At 65.1% G+C, this 20,579-nt stretch carries 17 protein-coding genes; all 17 read right to left on the minus strand.

The genetic code is table 11. The features are described 5' to 3' along the window. Positions 1-245: 245 nt before the first annotated feature. The 17 genes from E3N86_RS00860 to E3N86_RS00940 all read right to left on the minus strand — a co-directional run bounded on the left by E3N86_RS00860 (position 246) and on the right by E3N86_RS00940 (position 20,542). On the minus strand, positions 246-1,412 hold the full coding sequence (locus E3N86_RS00860; RefSeq protein WP_134511139.1) for a glycosyltransferase family 4 protein: 1,167 nt from the start codon (positions 1,410-1,412) through the stop codon (positions 246-248). Positions 1,413-1,512: 100 nt separating this feature from the next. Further along, entirely contained in the window at positions 1,513-2,466 is a 954-nt protein-coding gene (locus tag E3N86_RS00865) for an NAD-dependent epimerase/dehydratase family protein (RefSeq protein ID WP_134511140.1), read from the minus strand. A 203-nt stretch (positions 2,467-2,669) separates the two neighbouring features. Next, entirely contained in the window at positions 2,670-3,314 is a 645-nt protein-coding gene (locus tag E3N86_RS00870) for an acetyltransferase (RefSeq protein ID WP_134511141.1), read from the minus strand. After that, positions 3,311-3,955 carry a sugar transferase gene (locus tag E3N86_RS00875; RefSeq protein ID WP_134511142.1) on the minus strand — a complete coding sequence of 215 codons (645 nt, stop codon included), beginning with the start codon at positions 3,953-3,955 and terminating at the stop codon, positions 3,311-3,313. Before E3N86_RS00875 ends, E3N86_RS00870 begins: the two co-directional genes overlap by 4 nt. Continuing rightward, positions 3,952-5,088, minus strand: coding sequence for a DegT/DnrJ/EryC1/StrS aminotransferase family protein (locus tag E3N86_RS00880; protein ID WP_134511143.1), 1,137 nt, complete (start codon positions 5,086-5,088; stop codon positions 3,952-3,954). The genes E3N86_RS00875 and E3N86_RS00880 overlap by 4 nt, the downstream gene beginning before the upstream one ends. Beyond that, positions 5,085-6,938, minus strand: coding sequence for a nucleoside-diphosphate sugar epimerase/dehydratase (locus E3N86_RS00885; RefSeq protein ID WP_241985896.1), 1,854 nt, complete (start codon positions 6,936-6,938; stop codon positions 5,085-5,087). The genes E3N86_RS00880 and E3N86_RS00885 overlap by 4 nt, the downstream gene beginning before the upstream one ends. Further along, positions 6,929-7,864: a hypothetical protein gene (locus E3N86_RS00890; RefSeq protein WP_134511144.1), complete on the minus strand. Its 936-nt coding sequence runs from the start codon at positions 7,862-7,864 to the stop codon at positions 6,929-6,931. The genes E3N86_RS00885 and E3N86_RS00890 overlap by 10 nt, the downstream gene beginning before the upstream one ends. 50 nt (positions 7,865-7,914) lie before the next feature. Further along, the gene (locus E3N86_RS00895; protein ID WP_104170751.1) at positions 7,915-8,520 is read right to left on the minus strand and encodes a low molecular weight phosphatase family protein; all 606 of its coding nucleotides are present in this window, start codon (positions 8,518-8,520) and stop codon (positions 7,915-7,917) included. Further along, positions 8,520-9,962 (minus strand): polysaccharide biosynthesis tyrosine autokinase, encoded by a 1,443-nt coding sequence (locus tag E3N86_RS00900; RefSeq protein WP_134511145.1) that lies wholly within the window; start codon positions 9,960-9,962, stop codon positions 8,520-8,522. The genes E3N86_RS00895 and E3N86_RS00900 overlap by 1 nt, the downstream gene beginning before the upstream one ends. A gap of 134 nt (positions 9,963-10,096) precedes the next feature. Next, complete coding sequence (locus E3N86_RS00905; RefSeq protein ID WP_134511146.1) at positions 10,097-12,439, minus strand: sensor histidine kinase; 2,343 nt, start codon at positions 12,437-12,439, stop codon at positions 10,097-10,099. Beyond that, positions 12,436-13,089, minus strand: coding sequence for a response regulator transcription factor (locus tag E3N86_RS00910; RefSeq protein ID WP_104099815.1), 654 nt, complete (start codon positions 13,087-13,089; stop codon positions 12,436-12,438). The genes E3N86_RS00905 and E3N86_RS00910 overlap by 4 nt, the downstream gene beginning before the upstream one ends. Positions 13,090-13,336: 247 nt before the next feature. After that, positions 13,337-13,966 carry a thymidine kinase gene (locus tag E3N86_RS00915; RefSeq protein ID WP_134372096.1) on the minus strand — a complete coding sequence of 210 codons (630 nt, stop codon included), beginning with the start codon at positions 13,964-13,966 and terminating at the stop codon, positions 13,337-13,339. 92 nt (positions 13,967-14,058) lie between these two features. Continuing rightward, a complete protein-coding gene (locus E3N86_RS00920; RefSeq protein WP_134511147.1) occupies positions 14,059-15,399 on the minus strand; it encodes a hypothetical protein in 1,341 nt (446 codons plus the stop codon). After that, positions 15,396-16,742, minus strand: coding sequence for a sensor histidine kinase (locus tag E3N86_RS00925; RefSeq protein WP_134511148.1), 1,347 nt, complete (start codon positions 16,740-16,742; stop codon positions 15,396-15,398). Before E3N86_RS00925 ends, E3N86_RS00920 begins: the two co-directional genes overlap by 4 nt. Before the next feature lie 974 nt (positions 16,743-17,716). Further along, a complete protein-coding gene (locus E3N86_RS00930; protein WP_134511149.1) occupies positions 17,717-18,571 on the minus strand; it encodes an IS3 family transposase in 855 nt (284 codons plus the stop codon). Continuing rightward, entirely contained in the window at positions 18,568-18,879 is a 312-nt protein-coding gene (locus tag E3N86_RS00935) for a transposase (RefSeq protein ID WP_134511150.1), read from the minus strand. Before E3N86_RS00935 ends, E3N86_RS00930 begins: the two co-directional genes overlap by 4 nt. 193 nt (positions 18,880-19,072) lie before the next feature. Next, entirely contained in the window at positions 19,073-20,542 is a 1,470-nt protein-coding gene (locus E3N86_RS00940) for a malate:quinone oxidoreductase (RefSeq protein WP_134511151.1), read from the minus strand. Positions 20,543-20,579: the final 37 nt, after the last annotated feature.

Consider the following 20,579-nt stretch of genomic DNA (forward strand, 5'->3'; position numbering starts at 1 on the left):
ACGAGGACTCAGCCGAGACGACAACCTCGCGAGCCAATTTCGGGACTGGCTCCACGAGCAAAAAGCCGTCCAAAATATCAATTGACAACTATAGGAGCATCACGTAGGGCCTCGGGTCCGGACCGCATCTGTTTCTCAAATAGTTCGCAAACGGGGGTTGAGTTTTGCACCAAATACACATGTAGCGCCGAAGCCAGAACTCATGAAGGTGTACGGCTGGTTCACTTTTTTAACCGCAAAGCCTTCTAAGGTCGTGCTGCTCGGAGGGCCTCGACTGCGTAGTAATCCTTGAGCAGTTGCCAGACCTGCTCTCGGGAGAACTCTGTCGAGACTCTAGCCAGAGCGTTGCGGCCCATTTCTACTCTCAACTCTGGTCTCTCAATGAGGCTTCGGAGCGCAAGCGCAAGCATTGTCGCGTCTCCTGCTGATGCGATCAAACCGGTCAAGCCATCGATGGTCGAGTCGAAAGCACCGGTAGCATTCGTTGTCACCGTGGGGAGGGAGGACGCACTCGCTTCAAGTACAACGTTCGGGTAACCCTCTCTCAGGGTCGGCAGGCAAAAAATATCCATAAGGCGATAGTAGATTGCCGGCCTGCTGACATAGCCGGACACAAGAGCCGGCCTGCCATGAGCATTCACCGCAGCGAGTTGGTCCTCCCCCTCTGGGCCGTCGAATCCCCCAACGACGAGCATTTGATAGTCAACACCATCTTTCTCCAGGATTTCTCTGGCCTGCGCAAGGACGGAGAGCCCCTTGTCTTCAGTCAATCGACCGACGAATCCGATGACAGGAAGGTCTGGAAGCACTCCAAGTTGATCCCTCAGGGCCTCGATGTCACCAACAGTGAATGCTGCTTGGTCAAAGTCTTCGAGTTGGACCCCATTGGAACTGCCTGAGCCGAGAACGACGATCTTGTCCGCCGGAACCAGGCCGCCCTCGACGACCCGGTCGCGCAAGCTATGACTGACGGAGAGCACATGAGTCGCGACCCGTGCCGTGAGTTTCTCCATAGCTGCCAGGATCGCGAGTTGAACTCCGCCCGCGGTCTCAAGGCGTAAGCCACGCAGATGATAAACCCGCTTAGGAACGCCCGTCAGCCAACCTGCAATGCCACCCAAGAGACCGGCCTTTGGCGTACCGACCGAAATGACGTCCGGCCGTATATTGCGCAGCAGCGATATCCACGAGAAAAGCGAAACAATATCCCGTAGAGGTGAAGGATTTCGTTTCATCGGGATTGCGTGCGCCACGACACCGGAGATGCCCACGAGCCCCTCGAGATGAGGACCTGGCGAAGTCACAACATGGACTTCCCAGCCTTCTGACGCCAGAAAAGCAGGCAGCCCCCTCATGAGTGTCAGGGAGATATCCACCGTCACGCCGAGCACGATTTTTGGTCTTCTTGTCACGCTGTGATTCTCCCTGGGATGCTCCGAATCTGGAGCTGGTGATAGGCGGGTAGGACGATGAGATGGTGCCAAGCGTCATGAACGACGGCTGCTACGACTGCTAGTGATCGAGGAAGACTGACCGGCCCCAATCGAACTGGAGTGCGATGCCGTCTTCGATGGGTACCTTCGCTTTCCACCCAAGCGCCAATTCGATCTCACGTGTCAATCCTCCAGTGCGGAATACGTCGCCCGGAACGGACCCGATACGGTTAATCCGGAGGGGGTGCCCTGCAATGCCCTCGATCACATCCAACACTTCATTGACCGAGATGCTGCTTCCACCAGCGACGTTGAAAACCGCCCCCGGTTCAACGGAGTCGGTAAATGCTGCGAGCATATTTGCCTCCACAACGTCGTCGATGTACGTGAAGTCTCGGATCTGCTCCCCCGTCCCGAAGATGGAAATTTCATCGCCCACGAGGGCAGCACGAATGAAACGAGTGAAAGCCATATCGGGCCGCTGACGCGGACCGTAGACAGTGAAATACCGAAGTGAAACGGTTGGAACTCCAAAATTGCGACCATAGAGCGTGCACAAATGTTCCGCGGCCAGCTTCGATACACCGTACGGACTGATGGGCTGAGGCAAATCGGTCTCTGCCGTGGGATAGCTCTGAGCGTCCCCATACAGGGATGATGACGAAGCATAGACGAGCCGCTTCAGGCTTTTGGACCGCTTCGCGGCCTCTAGCAACCGTTGAGTTGCGTTGACGTTCTGGCTTGTGTAGATCGCGAAGTCATCACCCCAGGACTTCCGGACGCCGGGCTGACCCGCCTCATGGAAAATGATGCCAACCCCAACCAGCAGCTCGTCCAGATCCAGCTCATTCAGATCAGCGTGTACGAACGTGAAGTTCTCCGCTTGAGTTTCCGACAAATTCTGCTGCTTCAGTTCAATGGAGTAGTAATCGGTCAGAGCATCCACGCCGATGACGGTGTGTCCCTCAGATAGGAGACGTCTGGCGATCGAACTGCCGATGAACCCTGCCGCCCCTGTGACCAGCGCTTTCATTTTCACATACCCCTTTACTTCTATACCGCGTTTCGACGGATTCAACAAAAATTTGGTGCTCAGCGCAATAGCGCTTGCACGGCGAAGGCGAGCGTGATGCCTCGCGAAAAAAATGGTTCATTTCAATAGCGCATCGGCGTCTTAGTCCCAGTTCTTCGAAAAGACGCCCATCGGATTCGCAAGGCTCGCCTTCTGGAATCGCATCATCTCGCGGGGATGCCCTTCACCACGGATCGATCCCCAACGCCGCGTGTGACGCAGGCGCTGGCGCCCACGACTGTGTCTGCCCCGATGCAAAGACCCTGCAGGACGACAGCCCCAGCACCGACAAGCGACCGTGGGCCTATACGGACGTCCCCAGAGATCGTGGCTGACGGATTGATGGAGACAAAATCGTTGAGGACAGAATCGTGCCCAATTATCGAGTTCGGATTCAGGTGCACATGTCGTCCGAGAGTCACATTCGTGGAAACCTGCACGCCACCGCAGAGGACCGATCCTTGGCCGACAGTGAAAGAAGAACCTGTCGTAGCGGCGGGATGAACTACAGTTGCTGCCGTCAAGCCTAAAGCAGTGAATGCTTTGTCAATCTCCTGCCGTGCGGCTGGATTCCCGACGCCGATAAGGTACTGAGCCCGACTACCCGTTTCTCGCCAGGCCGATTCCGTGCCAAGGTAACGGACACTCCGAGCTGACAGCCGACCGAGATTCTCCGCACTCGGGTTAGCGTCGAGGACACCAATGATCTCGAAAACAACGGTCTCCGCGGCGCGGTTAAGAGCATCCACGATATCGAGGACCTCACGCCCAAATCCCCCGGCCCCGACAACTACCAACGGCGTGCTCATCGGCGCTGCTCCAGCCTGAGGTCCGTGCCCATGAACTCGGGTGCTGTCGCGTGTCCGTCCGCAGAGACGCCACTCCGCTTTGCCACTGCGAGAACGGTCATTCTCAGGATTCTCAGGTCTCCGCGAAAACTTCGCGTCTCAACGTAGTCGACGTCAAGCTCGAACTTGTCCTTCCAAGCAAGAGCATTTCGGCCGCTGACCTGGGCAAGACCGGTAATGCCCGGTCGCACCTCGTGTCGTCTGGACTGCTCCAGTGAGTAACGCGCAAGGTACCGTACCAGTAAGGGCCTCGGCCCAACAATGCTCATGTCGCCTTTGATTACATTCACCAAGGTTGGCAGTTCATCAAGGCTTGTCGAACGAAGCGCGAGTCCAAACGGTGTGAGTCGTTGTTCATCAGTTATCAGGCCCCGCGTGATGTCAACATCTCTCATTGTCCGAAACTTGTAGAGACGGAAGACGTTTCCGTCACGGCCTGGGCGGTCCTGTCGGAATATAACCGGGCGACCCAGTCGCACGGAGACCAGAGCCGCCACGACGGCGAGAACGGGCCAAAGCGCAACCAGCGCGGCCGTGGCCGTCGTGACATCCAAGACTCGCTTTACAGCGTCGTACCGCCGACGCTCGCTGGCGCTCGTCAAGAGCGCCAGCCGATAAATTCACTGAGATTGGATAGCACGCGATCGATATCCGACTCAGACAGGGCTGAACCACTGGGAAGGGTGAGGCCCCTCTCGAAGAGACGATTCGCGTTGCCATTCACCAAACCGCGGGCGCCCGAAAACACCGGCTGGAGGTGCATAGGCTTCCACAGTGGGCGGCTTTCGATGTTGTCGGCGAGTAGCGCAGCGGTGAGATCCTCCGGATGCCAGCCGGCGGCAACCGAGTCGACCACGATGGACGTGAGCCAACAGTTGTCCTCTTCGTCGTCAACTCCGCCGAAGATCTCGACGCCGTCCACGGCCGCGAAGAGTTCTCGGTACCGCTCGCGCATGGCGCGGCGGCGACCGATCATGTCGTCGAGGCGGGTCAGCTGGGCACGTCCGAGAGCGGCGAGCAGGTTACTGAGCCGGTAGTTGTAGCCAATGTCGATGTGTTCGTAGTGTGCAACGGGCTGACGGGCCTGGGTCGCCAGGTAGCGGGTGTTCGCAGCGAGTTCCACGTCGTCGGTCAGCAGCATTCCCCCGCCAGATGTGGTCATAATTTTGTTGCCGTTGAATGACACCGCCGATGCGCGTCCGAACGAGCCGGCCGCCCGGGTGCGGTGCGCGGCTCCGAGAGATTCAGCCGCGTCAGCCAGAACGGGAATCCTGTACTCATCCGCAATCGTGCAGATCTCGGTGTAGTTGATGGCCTTGCCGAGAAGATCCACAGGCACGATCGCTGCGACCTTCTCGCCGTCACGCATCAGGCGCTCGAGCGCCTCGCGGAGCAGGGTCGGATCCATGTTTCCGGTTTCAAGTTCACAGTCAATGAAGTACGGCTCAGCTCGCGTATAGACGATTGCGTTTGCCGTTGCCGCGAATGTCATCGTCGACGTGACCACCACGTCACCCGGCCCGACTCCGAGCCCGAGCAGCCCGAGGTGCAGGGCCGCAGTCCCGGAGCTGAGGGCTACGGCGTGTTCGACACCGATACGCTCCGCCATCTCCGCTTCGAAGGCATTGACATCGGGTCCTAGAGGTGCAATCCAGCCGGATCTGATCGCGGCAACCATGTACTGTTCTTCGAGATCACCGACGTCAGGGGATGACATGTAGATGCGTTCGCTCATAGGGGTGTTCCTGTTCCGGCCAGCGTGGGCTCAGCTTGGGCTGTTCGGTGAGTTAGATCTTGTCGGCAGCGCTCATCCCAACCTGGCTTGTTCAGATTCTCGGGGCGGATGGGCGCTATGGAGGCGTGAGTGATCTTCGGGTGGATCGGGCGTGCGTCCGTTTCGTGGTCGCCGATGAGTTCTTCGTGCAGCTTCTCCCCGGGGCGGAGTCCGGTGTAGATGATCTCGATGTCCTTGCCCGACATTCCAATCATTCGCTCGGCCACGTCCAAGATTCTGACGGGCTCGCCCATGTCGAGGATAAGCACCTCGGCGGGACCACCGATACCGCCAGCCTGGATGACCAGTTGGCACGCCTCGGGAATGGTCATGAAGAATCGCGTGACGTCAGGATGGGTGATCGTCAGCGGCCCACCGGCCTCGATGAGGGTGGTGAAGGTCGGCAGCATCGAGCCACGGCTGCCGATGACATTGCCGAAGCGAACCGAGAGGTATGCGCGCTTGGATTCCTGGGCGGCCCACGCCGTGAGCTTCTCGGCCACACGTTTGGAATGACCGAGCACACTCGTGGGGTTCGCGGCCTTGTCGGTGGAGATGTTCACGAACGTGGTCACGCCGACCGCCTGGGCGGCTTCCAGCACATTCAGCGTGCCGAGCACATTGGTCTTCCACGCCTCGTCGGGGTACTGCTCCAGCATCGGAAGGTGTTTGAGGGCCGCGGCGTGAAAAACCACCTCGGGTCGACGCTCGGCAAAGATGGTCGTCAGTGCCTCGGCATCCCGGATGTCCGCGAGCACCACGTCTTTGGTGTCGAGAAGCCCGTGACCGAGGATCGAGATCTGGGTGCCCTGGAGGCCGGTCTCGTCGCGGTCGAGCATGATGAGTTCGCTCGGGCCGAACTGGGTGATCTGACGGCACAGTTCGGAGCCGATGGAGCCGCCCGCGCCCGTGACCAGCACGCGTTTGCCAGCGAGATAACCTGCGATCGACTCAACGTGGGTATCAACGGGGTGACGACCGATCAGGTCTTCGATCGAGATATCGCGGAGGTCGTTGAGGCGGGACTTGCCATTGAGCAGTTCTTCCAAGGGCGGGAGAACCAGGACCTTGAGATGTGCGGCCTTGGCGGCATCGGTAATGTCACGCAGCAAGGAGGCATCGGCCTTGGCAATGGCCACGACCAGCGCAGTTGCCCCGGTGGCTTGAGCCGCTGCGGAGAGGGAGGCACGTGAACCGACGACGCGAACGTCATGGAGCCACAGATTGCGCTTGCGCGGATCGTCGTCGATGAGCCCCACCGCCAGGAATGGCGAGTTTCGGTCGGTGGTCATGCGCCGGGCAATCGACGCTCCCATGTAGCCGGCGCCGAAAATCAGGGCCTTCTGAATGTCTTCTTTGGGAACCACCGACCGTTCCACCAGGAGACGCTTGATGTAACGCACGCCGCCCATCAAGACGAAGGCCATGGGCAGGGCGATGAAGACCGTGCTGCGGGGAATGCCGACCACCGTGCCGGCGACGGCAACCGGGATACCCAGGATGACGGTCGAGGCGAGGACCACCCCGAGCAGCGCCCTTACCTCGGAAAAGCTCCCGTAGATGTGGCGCCCCTGGTAGAGGTGGTTGGCACCGCCCGCAAGAAACTGAACCAGGCACGCAGCCGCGCACAGAGCCAGCAGCGGCACCAGGTCAATCAGCCGCCAGTCGAACTCGTAGCGAAGAATCTCGGCCAAGAACAGGGCGACAACCCAAGCTCCTGCATCGATTGCGAGCTGAGTACCGAAACGCACGAGAGGCACAGACCCGTGCAGCTCCTGCATTCTGGTCGTTGCAAAGTCGCTTACGGCCATGTTGTGCCCCCATCGCTCGAACTACTCACTATGTCCCCCACCCACAGCCAGAAAATTCCATCGGCGCTTGCCACTGCCAGGTCGCTCGGCGTCACTCCCGCCTCACGGCACCCGCTCGGGGTCAGCGCCCCGTCGAGCTCGTCTGACGTCGCGAGCAGCTGTGCGCCCGCGCAGCCGGCCTGCTCGGTGGCCACGATGATGTAGCCGTCGTCACTGACGGTCAGGTTTGCGGCACCGGGAAGAGCGACCCCGGGCCCGTAGGTCGCGGCACCATCGCCGGTGCGAAAGAGGGATCCGTCTGAGCAAAGCAGGGCAGCCGTCGAGTCGGTGCGGGGTGCAAGTGCGATCACCGCGGAACAGGGTGCGGCGAATGAACCTGCCGGGCTGTGCACGCTCGCTCGGTCGGCCGGGTTGACATACCAGTCGGCACCGACGCGATCGGGGTATTCCTGCCACTGATCTCCGGCCACGAAGGTAGTCACGCGTTGCGGGGTGCAGTCTGCGGCCGTGAGCGTGACCATGGAGGCCTCCGACTCGCTGGAGATAGTGATCGACAGGACGGAGGAGGAATCGGTGTCGGCCGAAGCGTCGAGTGCTGTCCAGGTTTCACCGGCGTCGGTGGAGAGCTCCGGGTTCGCGGTGGCAGCGGGGCACTCACCGGTCGTGGCACGCCAGAGTGTGGACGCGTCGAGGGCGGTGAGGATACGGCCAGGGGTCGAAGATTCAATTGCCGTGGGCTCGACAGGCTCGACCACCGGCTGCTCCGTTGCCGCGGGCTCTGCGGTCGGCGTCGTGGTCTCGACAGGCCCGACCGCCGTGCCCGCATTGGCGGAAGGCTTCGACGCGGTGAGTGCAAAGGACACCAGGGCAACGTCGAACAGCACGAACACGGCCAGACCCGCAATGAGCAGGCGACGGCGAAGCACGCTGTCGCGGTTCTTGCGACTCTTAGGCCTATTTCCTCCCACGGCGTTCACTAGCTCGGCTGCACCGTTGCGGCTCTATGGAACAGGGCAGTGACAGCGTTAATGGCCGGCACGAGCTGTTGGGCGGACTCCACATAGACCTCGTCGCTACGGCGATAGGGGTCAACAACGTCGTCGTCATCGGCCGATAATAGGGGGGCGACAGCGCCACGCTGAGACGCGGCCAACCCGATCAGAGTGGAGAGGCGCCCAACAAGGTCATCGAGGGGCAGAGCGGCAGCCTCGTCGAGGTCGTCATCGGTGAGGTCCGCAACGAGACGCGCGAACTCGCGGATCGTGAACGTGTAACGGATGGCGCGTGGCACCAACTCAACGATGGCGCGTCGGTGTTCGCGGGACATCGCGAACACCAGGTCGGCGTTCTGCACGTGCTCGGCGGTCAGCTCTTGGGCCACGTGGGCACTCGGGTCACCGCCGAAATGGCGCGACAGGTCGGCGGCTTGCGCTGGCATGCCCTGACCGGTCAGGCCGATTGTTCCGGCACTGGCCAGCTGCACCTGCGGCCACGACGCCAGGCCGACACGTAAGAGCTGTTCGGCCAGCGGCGAGCGGCAGATGTTGCCCGAGCAGACCGTGAGAATGGAGAAGGTCTGCATCACGCGGTTCTCCGTCGGGCCTTGCGGATGCCCCGCACCGCAGGCGCTGCGGCACCGACAGTTGCTTTCTCTTCCTCGTGAATCGTGCCGTAGCTGTACTGGCCGTAGCCGTAGGAGTCGGGCCCCCTGGTGGGAAGCATGGTGATGACCATGCCGACGAGGCGGCTCCCCGCGCGCTCCAAAGCCTTCACGGCGCTGGTCAGCTCGTTGCGCTTCGTGCGCCCGGAGGCCACCACCATGATGGCGCCGCCGCAGAGCTTGCTCAGCACGGCGGCATCCGTCACCAGGAGCAGCGGCGGGGCGTCGATCAGCACCACGTCGAACTCCTCGGTGAGCGCGCCGAGCATGCGGGCCATCGCAGCGGAGCCGAGCAATTCGCTCGGGTTCGGGGGAACGCGGCCGCTGGGCAGAACGAACAGCTTGTTCTTGCCCCACTTCTGCAGAACGTCCGCGAGCTCGGCGCGACCGATGAGCACGTCGGTAAGGCCGACGCCGCCCTCGATGCCCATGTATTCCGCCACGCGTGGCAGGCGCAGGTCCCCGTCGATCAACGCGACCCGGGCGCCGGTCTCGGCGAGGGCGATTGCGAGGTTCGCCGTGGTCGTGCTCTTTCCCTCACCGGGCACCGAACTGGTGACCACGAAGCTGCGCGGGCCACCCTCGATGTTCACGAACTGCAGGTTGGTGCGCAGGCTGCGGAATGCCTCGGCCCGCGGGTTCTTCGGGTCGGTGTGCACGACCAGGGGGCGAAGGCTCGCGCTGGGGTCGTTGGTGATGCCGCCGAGCATCGGTGAGTCGGTGACCAGCTCGATGTCGTGCAGGCTGTGGATGCGGGTGTCGAGCACGCTGCGCAGCACAGCGAGCCCGATGCCGACCGCGAGACCCACGAGAAGGCCGAGGGCGATGTTGAGCGGCACGTTGGGGCTGGCCGGCGTTGTCGGCACGATCGCCGGCTGGATCGTCTCGATCTTCACGGGGCTGGCTGCGTCGCCATCGGGCTTCTCAAGCCGGTCGACGACGACCTTGCTGAAGTTCTGCCCGACGGAGTTGGCGATCTGAGCGGCTAGCTCCGGGTCGCTGTTGGTCACGGAGACGTCGATCAGAACGGTGTTGAGGGGTGACGTGGAGGTGATTGTGGAGGCGAGCTGCGCGGCGGTCAGGTCGAGGTTCAGTTGCTTGATGACCTCGTCGAGCACGATGGCACTGTTGACGACGTCGACGTACGACGTGACGGCCTGCCGGGCAAAGCTGGTTCCCTGAACCAGGTCTCCGGTCACAGCGCCGGCGGAGGCCTGCACGGCGACGTAGAGCTGGGTGTTGGCGATGTACTTCGGGGTGGTCGCGATGGCCGCACCGGCCGCGCCGGCGATTCCGAAGAGGGTGCAAGCGAGAATCAGGATCCAACTTTTATGAAAGATCCTGAGGTAGTCCTTGAGCTCCACGCGCGTTCCTCCGGTAGTACTAGGCAGAGAGGAACCGCTCGAATCGCATTATCCCCTTGTCCATCCTTGCACATAGGGGTATGGGGCCACCCCCCATGGGGGGTGTGAAGTTCTCTCGCGTTTTAGATGAAGTGCTACAAAGACGGCTGGAGGAGTCCGTCGGGGGTGACCGTGAGCATCCGTGGCTCGCCGGCGTCGACCACGATCGAGGCGATCGCGGGGCGGTCCGCGGGCAGCAGACGGGCGATCAGGTGACCCTGGGTGAGGGCGTCGAGCTGGTCGGCCACGATGGCGGCCGCGGCGGCCAGCTGCCGGGGCGGCCGGTCGGCGCTGTCGTCGAGCAAGGTCACGTCGACGCCCCGGATGCGGGCGGCGCGGGCGGCACTGATTACCGGCTCGACGAAGAGCGAGCGCCCCCGGATGGCATCGCGCAGGGTGGCCTCCACGAGCAGGCTTTCCGCTCGCAGGGTCGGTTCAATCTGAAGCGCGTCGCTTTGCAGCAAATTCGCGAGGCGCTGCAGGGTGGGGCGGGCCAGCATGTTCACCCGGGTCAGCTGGGTCTCGCGCTCCTCGAGGGCCGCCGCCGCCGTGGCCGCCGCGGCGCCGCTGCGGGCCCGCTCCCGGTTCAGCCCGGCCAGGGTTTGGGTGGAGCGCTTCAGACCCACGGCGAACAGGGTTCCGGCGAGCAGGGTGCCGGCGTGACGGATAGCCAGGTTCACCCCGTCGAGCAGCGTCAGCCCGTTCAGCAGCGCCCAGACGATCGAGATGGCCATGATCATGCCGTAGCCGTACCAGGCGAATCCGGGCCGGCCGCGCACCGCCAGCACGACCAACAGCATGGTGATGGCGCCGAGGTACCAGTGGGCGAACGGGGTCGACCCGACCGGCGGCACCGGGAATGCCGTGGCCACGGCGGACAGCCCGCACAGCGCGAGCACCATGACGGCGTTGCGAGGCGACACCGGGTCAGGCACGACGAGGGTGAGCCAGGCGGCCGCCGCAGACACCGCCACGAACCCGAGGATCTCGTAGGGCAGGGTCCACAGGGGTTCACCGTCGGCGAAGGCGAGAAGGGCGTGCACGGCGATGAATCCCATGAGGATGGACGTGGACAGGGCCTTCGGCAGGCGGGTCACGCCCTTCAGCTGCGTGGCGGGTCGCGGCGGGGTCGGGGGTGCGCTCGAGAGGGACGGGACCGGCTGCGCGGGGGCTGCAGGTGTGGGCGTCCAGGAGACCACCACCTCGGTGCCGACGCCCGGGCGGGAGCGCACGGCGGCGGCACCCCCGGAGAGGCGCTCCATGCGGCCGATGATGCTCTGCGCGATGCCCAGGCGCTCGGCCGGCACCCTTGCCGGGTCGAAGCCGACGCCGTCGTCATTCACGGCCACCCGGATGCCACCCTGGTAGCTGCTTACGGTGAGGGTGCGGGCCACCGGGCTCCGCACGGGCTCCCGCACGTCGGCGGCGACCGAGTTGCGGAGGGCCTCGCCGACGGCGCCGAGCAGGGCGGTCACGGCGAGGGCGGGCACCGTGAGGGTGCCGGGCAGGTTGGAGGTGATCTGGGCATCCGGTGCCAGCTCGGCCACCAGCTGCTCGAGGCGCCGGGTCACCTGGGGGCCGGGCATACTCGGGTCGGGTAGCGGGGCGCGCAGGGCGTCGAGCCGCACTAGGGTGTCGGCCGCGTGCCGGCTCAGCACCGGCACCGAGGTGCCGCCGCGTCCGGCCATCAGCAGGGTCGAGATGACGCTGTCGTGCACCAGGGCGTCGATGGTGAGCCGCTCCCGTTTGCGCGCGAGGCGGTCGGCGCGATCGACGAGTTGCACGCGGGCGATCGTGGCCGCCTGGTCGACCTTGCCGGCACTGCGGCGCGCCATGGTGGTCAGTCCCACGAGCATGCTCAGCAGCAGGAACGAGTAGAGGCCGTCTTCCACACCGACCAGCACCGGGGAGGGGTCAGTCGAGGTGGCCGCACGCAGCAGCCCGCTCATCGTGCAGACCAGCACCAGGTAGGCCCAGGCCGTGCGGTCGCGGGTGGTCACCGCCACGGCCATCACGGGCACGCCGGTGAGGCTGATCGCCCAGGGGATGTCCGTGCCCGCCGGCAGCGGCTCCGCCCTGGCGGTCAGCCAGAACATCAGCAGCAGCACGAAGAGGGCCCCCTCGGCGAGCGCGATCACCCGCAGCACGCGCAGAGGCACCCGGCGTGAGAGCACGGCGAGCAGCATCGGCAGCCCGAAGATCAGCAGCCACGCCGCCACCGACCAGGACCGCTGCGGCTCCCAGGCCTGCTCGAGCACGGTGCCCAGGCAGAGCAGCCCGAAGACGAGGGCGGTGGGCCCGAGTGCACCGTAGAGCAGGCGGGCGAGGCGCTCGGTCGAGGACTGCGGCCGGGGCGGCGGTCGGGGTGGCCGCCGGGGTCGCCTGTGCAGTCGGTCCTGCTGGGGGGTCTGCCGGGGGGTCGCTGCGCGCCCGGTCACGGCTGGCCGGGGATGGGCAGCAGGCCGTCTTCCAGTGCCCGCTTGTAGAGGTCGATCTTGGTGTTCGCCGGGCGGCCGACCCGCTCATATTTCGAGCGCACCCGACGGATGTAGTCGATCACCGTGGCCTCGGAGAGTCCCATCCGCGAGGCCACCAGCGGTGCCTTCGCGCCCGCAGCGTAGAGCGAGAGCACCTCGCACTCGCGCACGCTCAGGCCCGCGTCGGAGAGGTCGGGATCGCCGTCGAGGGCCGCGGCCCACTCGGTGGAGACCACGGTCTCCCCCGCCGCCGCCCGGGTGACGGCGTCGAGCAGCACCGCGGTCGGCTCGGACTTGCGCACCACACCCAGCACGCCGCTGCGCGCCGCGGCCCGCATCAGAGCGGCGTCGTCGCCACCGGTGAACGCAAGCACCGCCGCGCCCGCCCCGCGCAGCCGGTCGACGTTGCCGGTGGCGGTGGACCCGTCGGAGAGCCGCAGATCCAGGATGACCAGGTCGACGGGCGTCTGCTGCACGGCAGACTCGAGCAGCTCGGTCACGGTCGCGACCGTGGCCACCACCTCGATCTCGGGGATCGTGGCGAAGAGGCCGGCGAATCCGCGGGCGACGATCTCGTGGTCATCGATCAGGGCTACGCGAAAGCGGGACATCAGCGATCCTTGGATTCTCGGGGCGGTGCCTGCCGGGGTCTCGGGCAGGGTTCAACGACGTGCGGAGTGACCCCTGTTCTGGTGCCACAAGAAGTAACGGCTGGTCAGTCCGGAAAGCGGCCCTTACGTTTAGGCATGGGGAAAACCAACCGGGGGGTTGGTGGGGCGCTCGCGATCCCGAAGTCGTTCGAGCGCCCCGTCCTTCCAGTTGTCACGCAGGTGCGGTCCGTCCTGCGGGCGTGGGTGCTCATGTGGATGCCGGCCGGCTGCGGTTGTTCAGCACACCATTGCTCTCCTCGAGGTAGCACGATCCGCACAGCGACTCGTAGGTTACCTCGGCGCCGTCGATGGCCACCTGGTCGCCGTCGAAGACGAAGACCCCGTCGATCTGGCGCCCGTTGAACACGGCCTTGCGCCCACACCGGCAGATGGTCTTCAGCTCTTCGAGGCTGTGCGCCACCTCGAGCAGGCGCCGACTGCCCGGAAAGGCCACCGTCTGAAAATCGGTGCGGATGCCGTAGGCCAGCACCGGAATGTTCTCGAGGATCGCGATGCGCAGCAGATCGTCCACCTGCTGCTCGGTGAGGAATTGCGCCTCGTCCACCAGCAGGGAGCTCACGTCGAGGCCGGTCTCGGCGAGCACCCGGGCGCGGTGCTCGTGGAAGAGGGCGTAGGCATCCGTCTCGGGAGTGAGCAGGTAGTCCACGGCCCGGGTGACGCCGAGCCGGGAGAGGATGCCCCGGTCGCCCTTGGTGTCGACCGACGGTTTGGCCAACAGCACCTGGTGGCCGCGTTCCTCATAGTTGTAGGCGGCCTGGAGCATCGAGGTGCTCTTGCCGCTGTTCATGGCTCCGTAGCGGAAATACAGTTTCGCCATTGCGTGGTCGCCCCCTCGGCTGGTCGCGCTCGTGCCGCTCTGCTGCGCTGCGTCATGCCGCGCTGCGTGTCGTGGCGCTGCGTGCGCCTAGCTCAGCGTACTGGTGGAACCGGGCGGGGGCGCTTGTCGCCGAATTCCAGCGTCAGGCCGGGGCGACGGATGCTCACCCGCACCCACGGGAACACCACCCGCAGCACCGCCGTGTAGGAGCGCAGCAGGGCGCGCACCCGGCGCGGCGGGAGGTCGAGCGCCACCCGGATCGAGAACGTGTCGATGCCGGAGTGCCGCTGCTGGCGGTCGCTCGGCGGATCGACCTGGGTGTCGGGCTCGGAGTCGGGCTCGGTGTCGGCCTGCACCACGAGGCTGCGCGGGTCGAAGCCGGGGGCCAGGCAGAGCATGCTGATCAGGGCCGAGGTGGCCGCGCGCTGCTGCGTGCCGAAGTGCGCCGCCCGGTGCTCGGGGTCGGCCACGACGAGCAGCGGATCCTTGCCACGCTCGAGGAGCGCCGTGCGTTCGCGGGCGATGACGGCGTCGAGCCAGGTCTCGTCGATGTGCGCCACGATCGCCCGGCGAACCCCGGCGGCGAGCTCGTTCGCGCGATTGATGTCGGCCTTGGTCACCACGCCGCGTTCGAGCACGCCGTCGAAGAGGGGGAAGACACCGGGCTGCAGGGTGGCGAGCTGCTGCTCGACCACCTGGCGCACCACGCTGCCGCGGGATTCTTCGGTGCGACGGGCGATGGCGCGGCGGGCATCCGTTTGCCAGGCCAGCAGTTGACGCACGATGCGGCGGGAATACGCAGCGGCGGCGAGGCCGAGTGCGAGCACCTGGGTGACCGCGACGACCACGAAGACGCCCGACGGCACCCGCAGCGAGCGGAACGGTTCCTGCGGCAGTGTGACCGCGGCCACGATGACAGAGGCGAGCACCGCGGTCAGCGCCAGTTCACGCCAGGGGCGGAAGGGGGCGAGGGCCACGAGCAGGAAGCCGATGGTGATCGGGCCGAAGTCGTCTTGCACCAGGGAGTTGCTGCCCCAGCGGGCGGCCTGGTCAAGCAGGTGGGCGGCCAGGCCGAGGCTGATGATCAGCAGCAGCGACGTCTGGCGCACCGGGGACCGCGACGGTCGTACGGCCGACACGAGCGCGGCGGACGCCGCTGCGGTGGCGACGAGCGCGAGCACGGCCAGGAACGGATGCCGGATCTCGTCGGCCTGCAGCACCGTGGTCACCACCGCGTAGCCGAACACGACCAGGGCGATGCCGGGCACGATCGTCCAGACCGCGAGGGCGCCGAGCGGGTCGAGGCGCTGCTGGGTGAAGGCGTGCGGTTTGGTGTGAGGCGTGGGGACGGGGGTGTGGTTCTGCTGTGCGGCTGCAGCTGCGGCCGTGGCCGCGGCGCTGCCTGATGGCGAGGTTGCGTTCGTGGGTGTCACTGGGCCACCCGCTCGGGGTCTGGGGTTTCTGTTTGTTCGGGCTGTTTTGTCGGCTCGGCGTGCCCGCCGGGTTCCTCGATCGCCACGGGCACGCTCAGCATCACCGAGGTGCCGGCGCCCGGCCGGGTGAGGATGCTCACCGAGCCACCCAGGCGTTCGATCCGGCGGCGCACCGCCTGGCGCAGGCCGAGACGGTCGGCGCCGGTCTCCGATTCCGTGAAGCCGCGCCCGGCATCCATCACCATCAGTGAAATGCTGCTCGGCTCGGACTCGATCACGACCTCGGCAGCGACGATGCCGGAGTGGAGGATCACGTTCACGAGGCACTGCTGCACCGCCAGGCTCAACTCGCGGTCGCTGGCCGGGCTCAGGCGGCCGAGGGCGGCGCGGTCTCCCGTGACTTCGACCACGAGGCCACGATCGCGACTGCGCTCGATGGCGGCGTAGACCGCGCTGGTGAGCCAGGCATCCGTGCCCCCGTGCGGTTCGACGCTCAGCGCATCGGCGTCGGTGAGCCAGTCGGTGCCGCGCAGGGTCTGCAGGGTGTCACTGATGCTGCCGGCCAGGTTGGCGCTGAGCGGCCCGGGATGCGCGCGGGCGAGGGCGACGAGCTGCTGGAGGGTAGTGTCCTGACCCAGGGCGAGGGTGCGCAGGTCGAGCTCGTGGCGCAGCAGGCGGGTCTGGTCGGTCTGCATGGCCCGGTGCAGGGCGATTTGAACAGACCACTCGCGGCGCACGAAGACCGTGAGCAGCAGCACGCTGACGAGGAAGAGATAGGTCGAGATGGTGAAGACGTCCGCGCCGTAGGGCACCTCGGTTTGCGTGGCGGCGTACACCGTGACGGCTTCGGCCAGGACGAAGGCGGTGGTGCTCCAGAGCACGCCGGCACGGGCGGAGACTCCGGCGCCGCCGATCATGACCAGGGCCAGTTTCGGCAGGGTGACGAGGAAGACGTTCGAGCTCGGGAACAGGGCGGGGATGCCGAGCACGGTAATCGTGTAGAGGTAGGTGGCGACGGTGCCGGTCACGAGGTAGGCGATCGTCAGGGCGACGGTGCGGCGCAGGGAGAGGGCGATCAGCACGGCGGCCATGAGGAGGAGGGCGACGATGGTGGCGAGGGTTTCGGTGGGTGTGGTGGCGAGCGTTGCGGCGGCTGTGGTGGCTGCGGTTGTGGCGGTTGTGGCTGCGGTTGTGGCGGTTGTGGCTGCGGTTGTAGACAAACTGAGGAGGATGATGGCGGTGAGGGAGGCGGCCAGGCAGGTCAGCGCAAACCAGTGCGCAGCCCGCGCGAGGGCATGGCTGAGGGCCCTCGTGACCAGGTGGTCCGGGAGTCCAAGCGTCATGGCAACCCTCTCTGTTCGGTTGATTCTCTCATTCCGCGAGGGCGCTTCCGCGCTGCCCCGGCTAATCCGCTTCGCCCAGATCGAATTCGACGGAGATTGTGCACAATAACGTGGCCACGGGGCCCTTTTGCGCAATCATCGTGCAAGATCTCCGTCGAATTCGTTCGGCTGGGGTCGCGCGGGGCGGCGGGGCATCCGTCGCGTACGGTCGGGTGGCGCTGCGGCTCCGGCGGCTCTGGCGGCTCCGGCGGCTCTGGCGGCTCTGGCCCTAGCCACCCTGCCATCCCCCGCGCCCCTCCATGCCTTCCCTGCCATCCCCCCGCGCCCGGTTGTGGCTAACTCAGGAGATCCCAGCCGCTGGCCACGGCGCGGGCACGGATCAGTGCCGAAGTCGCCGCGACTCGGCCACGACCCCGCCGGGATCTCCTGAGTTGGCCACCAGTCCCCGCCTCTTCCCACCACCGGACACGCACAGCTCCTGCAATTCGGCCAAAATAGGCTGATTCCGGCCCGTTTTGACCCGCTTTGACCCGCTTCTGAGAATCTGCAGGAGTTATGCAGAGCATGGCTCGGGTACGGGCCACGGCGAAGGCAAAAAAATACGGCGGCACCGGTGCAGGGACTTCCCCGCACCGATATCGGCCCTCCTGGAGCAGGAGCAGGGCGCAGCGACCGCGGTCACCGGCATCGGATGTGGCTAACTCAGGAGATCCCAGCCGGCGTCCCGACCACGGGCGCGAAGCAGTGCCAAAGTAGCCGACACTCGGCCGCGACTCGGGCGAGATCTCCTGAGTTAGCCCCACCACGGGCCGGGTGTCGAGGCTCTTGGGCGAGCCAGCGACAGGGCGTGACGGATGCGGCGGCGCGGCATCCGTTCGGGGCAGCAGTGTGAGCTAACTTCGGAGAATTTCGCAACACGCCGCCCACGGCGCTGGGGTGACCCGGTCTTTTCGGCCGGGGTCCTCGGTTTCATTTTAGGCGGCGAGTGTGAGTTTGATGAGGCGTTCGGTGGGTGTTGAGTAGCCGAGAGTTTGGTGCAGGCGAACGTTGCTGAAGTGGTGAACGGAGTTGATGACTTCGGTGCGGGCCTTGCGCCTTGTCGTGAGGGTTTGCCAGTTGAGGCTTTCGCTCTTGAGTTTGGAGAAGAACGTTTCGGCGGCGGCGTTGTCCCAACACTGCATCTTCGCGCCCATGGAGCGGATGATGCCGTGTCGGCCGCAGTACTTCGTGAACCGTTTCGACCGGTATTGGACTCCGTGGTCGGAGTGGAAAACTGCTCCTGGTTTGACGTGGCCGGTCTCGAGGGCCATGTTCATGGCCCGGGTGATGAGTTGGGTGGTCATGCGGGCCCCGGTCGCGTGGCCGAGCACGGAGCGGGAGGCTAGGTCGATGACGGTGGCGAGATAGAGCCAGCCTTCCCGGGTGTGGATGTAGGTGATATCACCGACGAGGATCGTGCCGACGCTCAGCGAGGTGAAGTCCCGCAGGAGCAGATCAACCGGGTCGGCCAGTCTGGAGGCCCGCTGGTAGCGGATCGTGAAGGCGCGTTCTGCAGCTGGGGAGATTAATCCCAGATCGTGCATGATTCCGGCGATGGTTTTGCGGTTCACCGGGACCCGGGACCGGTTCAGAGCCGCGGTGACTTTGCGGTATCCGGCCGCGCCCTTGGACTCGGCGAACGCGATCATCACCTGCGCGGTGAGGTCTTCATGCCGCCTCTGCGCGGGCGCGGTGACGTGGTGCGACCAGTCGTAGAACCCTGATGTTGATACTCCGAGCCGGCGGCAGAGGTAGGCGATGGGGAAGTCGGCCTTCATCCGGGAGATCATTTCGAACCGTTGTCGTTTTGATCGAGTTCCAGGAAGAAGGCCTTCGCTTTTTTCTCGAAGTCGAGATCCCTCCGCAGCAGGGCGTTTTCCTTCTCCAGGTCCCGGATCCGTTTCCGGGCTTGCGGCGTGAGCTCACCAGCAGGATCGATGGTCTTCAGCCTCGCGGCGTTGACCCAAGTCCACAGAGTCCGGTGGTTGATCCCGAGCGCTGCGGCGACTTTCACGATCGATTTGTCGCCCTCCGCGACGCGGGCCACCGCGGCAGCCCGAAACTCCGGGCTGAAGTGTTTGTGTTTCTCGTGTTCCATTTATCTATCCAATCCTGAATTCAGGAAGACTGTCCGGAAACACTGGGTCACCCCACCCGCCAGGACGGCATGTTGCGAAAAACTCCGCAGTTACGGGCAGAGAACAGGCACCCCCAGCCCGCGGGCACGGGCAGAGAACAGGCACCCCCCCCCAGCCCGTGGGGCCCGGGCAACCCCACCCCCGGGCAACCTCCTACGCGGTCAGGTTCAGCACGGCCGCGGTCGCGGCGAGCGACGCGGCGGCAACGGCCGGGTCGTCGGAGAGCTCCGTGCCGAGGCTCGGGATCATCTCGCGCAGTCTGGGTTCCCAGGCCGGGTACTCCTCGGGGAAGCAGCGCTTGATCAGGTCAACCATGATCGGGGCCGCGGTCGAGGCTCCCGGGGAGGCGCCGAGCAGCCCGGCGATGGTGCCGTCGGCCGAGGTGATGACCTCGGTGCCGAACTGCAGCACGCCGCCCTGCTCCGGATCCTTCTTCATGACCTGCACGCGCTGTCCGGCGGTGATGAGTTCCCAGTCGGCGAGCTTCGCGGTCGGGATGAACTCCTGCAGCGCCTTGAGCTTCGTCTTCTTTGAGGCGAACACCTCGCCGATCAGGTACTTCATCAGGCCGAAGTTGTGCACCGCCACAGCCAGCATCGGCCCGATGTTGTGCACCCGGATCGAGAACGGCAGGTCGAGCCAGCTGCTCGACTTGAGGAACTTGGGGGTGAAGCCGGCGTATGGTCCGAACAGAAGCGAGGTCTCTCCATCGACGACGCGGGTATCGAGGTGCGGCACCGACATGGGCGGAGCACCCTTCGCCGCCTTGCCGTAGACCTTCGCGTGGTGCTGGGCGACGAGCTTCTGGTTCGTGGTGCGCAGGAACTGCCCGCTGATCGGGAACCCGCCGAAACCCTTGATCTCGGGGATGCCGCTCTGCTGCAGCAGCGCCAGGGCGCCGCCACCCGCGCCGACGAAGACGAACCGGGCGTTGACGACGCTCGGGTGGTTGCCGACCAGACGGCGCAGGTTGAGCTTCCATGAGCCATCCGTGAGCTGTTTCACGCCGGTGACCTGCTGGTTCGTGTGCACGCCCACGCCCTCGGCGGTGAGGTTGGCGAAAAGGTAGCGGGTGAGGGCGCCGAAGTCCACGTCGGTGCCGGACACGATGCGCGTCGCCGCGATCTTCTGGTTCTTCGGGCGCTTCTGGGTGAGGAGCGGGGTCCAGGTGCCGATCACGGCCGGATCCTCGCTGTATTCCATGCCCGCGAAGAGGGGCTCGCCCTGGAGTACCGCGAACCGCTTGCGCAGGTATTCGACGCTGCTCTTGCCGTGCACGAAAGTCATGTGCGGGGTGGAGTTGATGAAGTTGGTGGGCTCGGGCAGCACGCCCGTCTCGACCAGGTGTGCCCACAGCTGGCGGCTGATCTGGAACTGCTCGTTGATCGCCACGGCCTTGGCCGCGGTCACCGAGCCGTCCTTCGATTCGGGCATGTAGTTCAGCTCGCACAGAGCCGCATGGCCGGTGCCCGCGTTGTTCCACGGGTTGGAGCTTTCCTGAGCGACTTCCCCCAATCGCTCGTAAACCTCGATGCTCCAGTCGGGCTGCAACTGCTTGATCAAGGTACCGAGGGTGGCGCTCATGATGCCGCCACCAATAAGAACGACATCAATCTTCGCCATTGGATTCACTCTTCCACCATATCGGTGGCAACGGATG

The organism is Cryobacterium sp. Hz7 (genome assembly GCF_004402815.1).
GTDB lineage: Bacteria > Actinomycetota > Actinomycetes > Actinomycetales > Microbacteriaceae > Cryobacterium > Cryobacterium sandaracinum.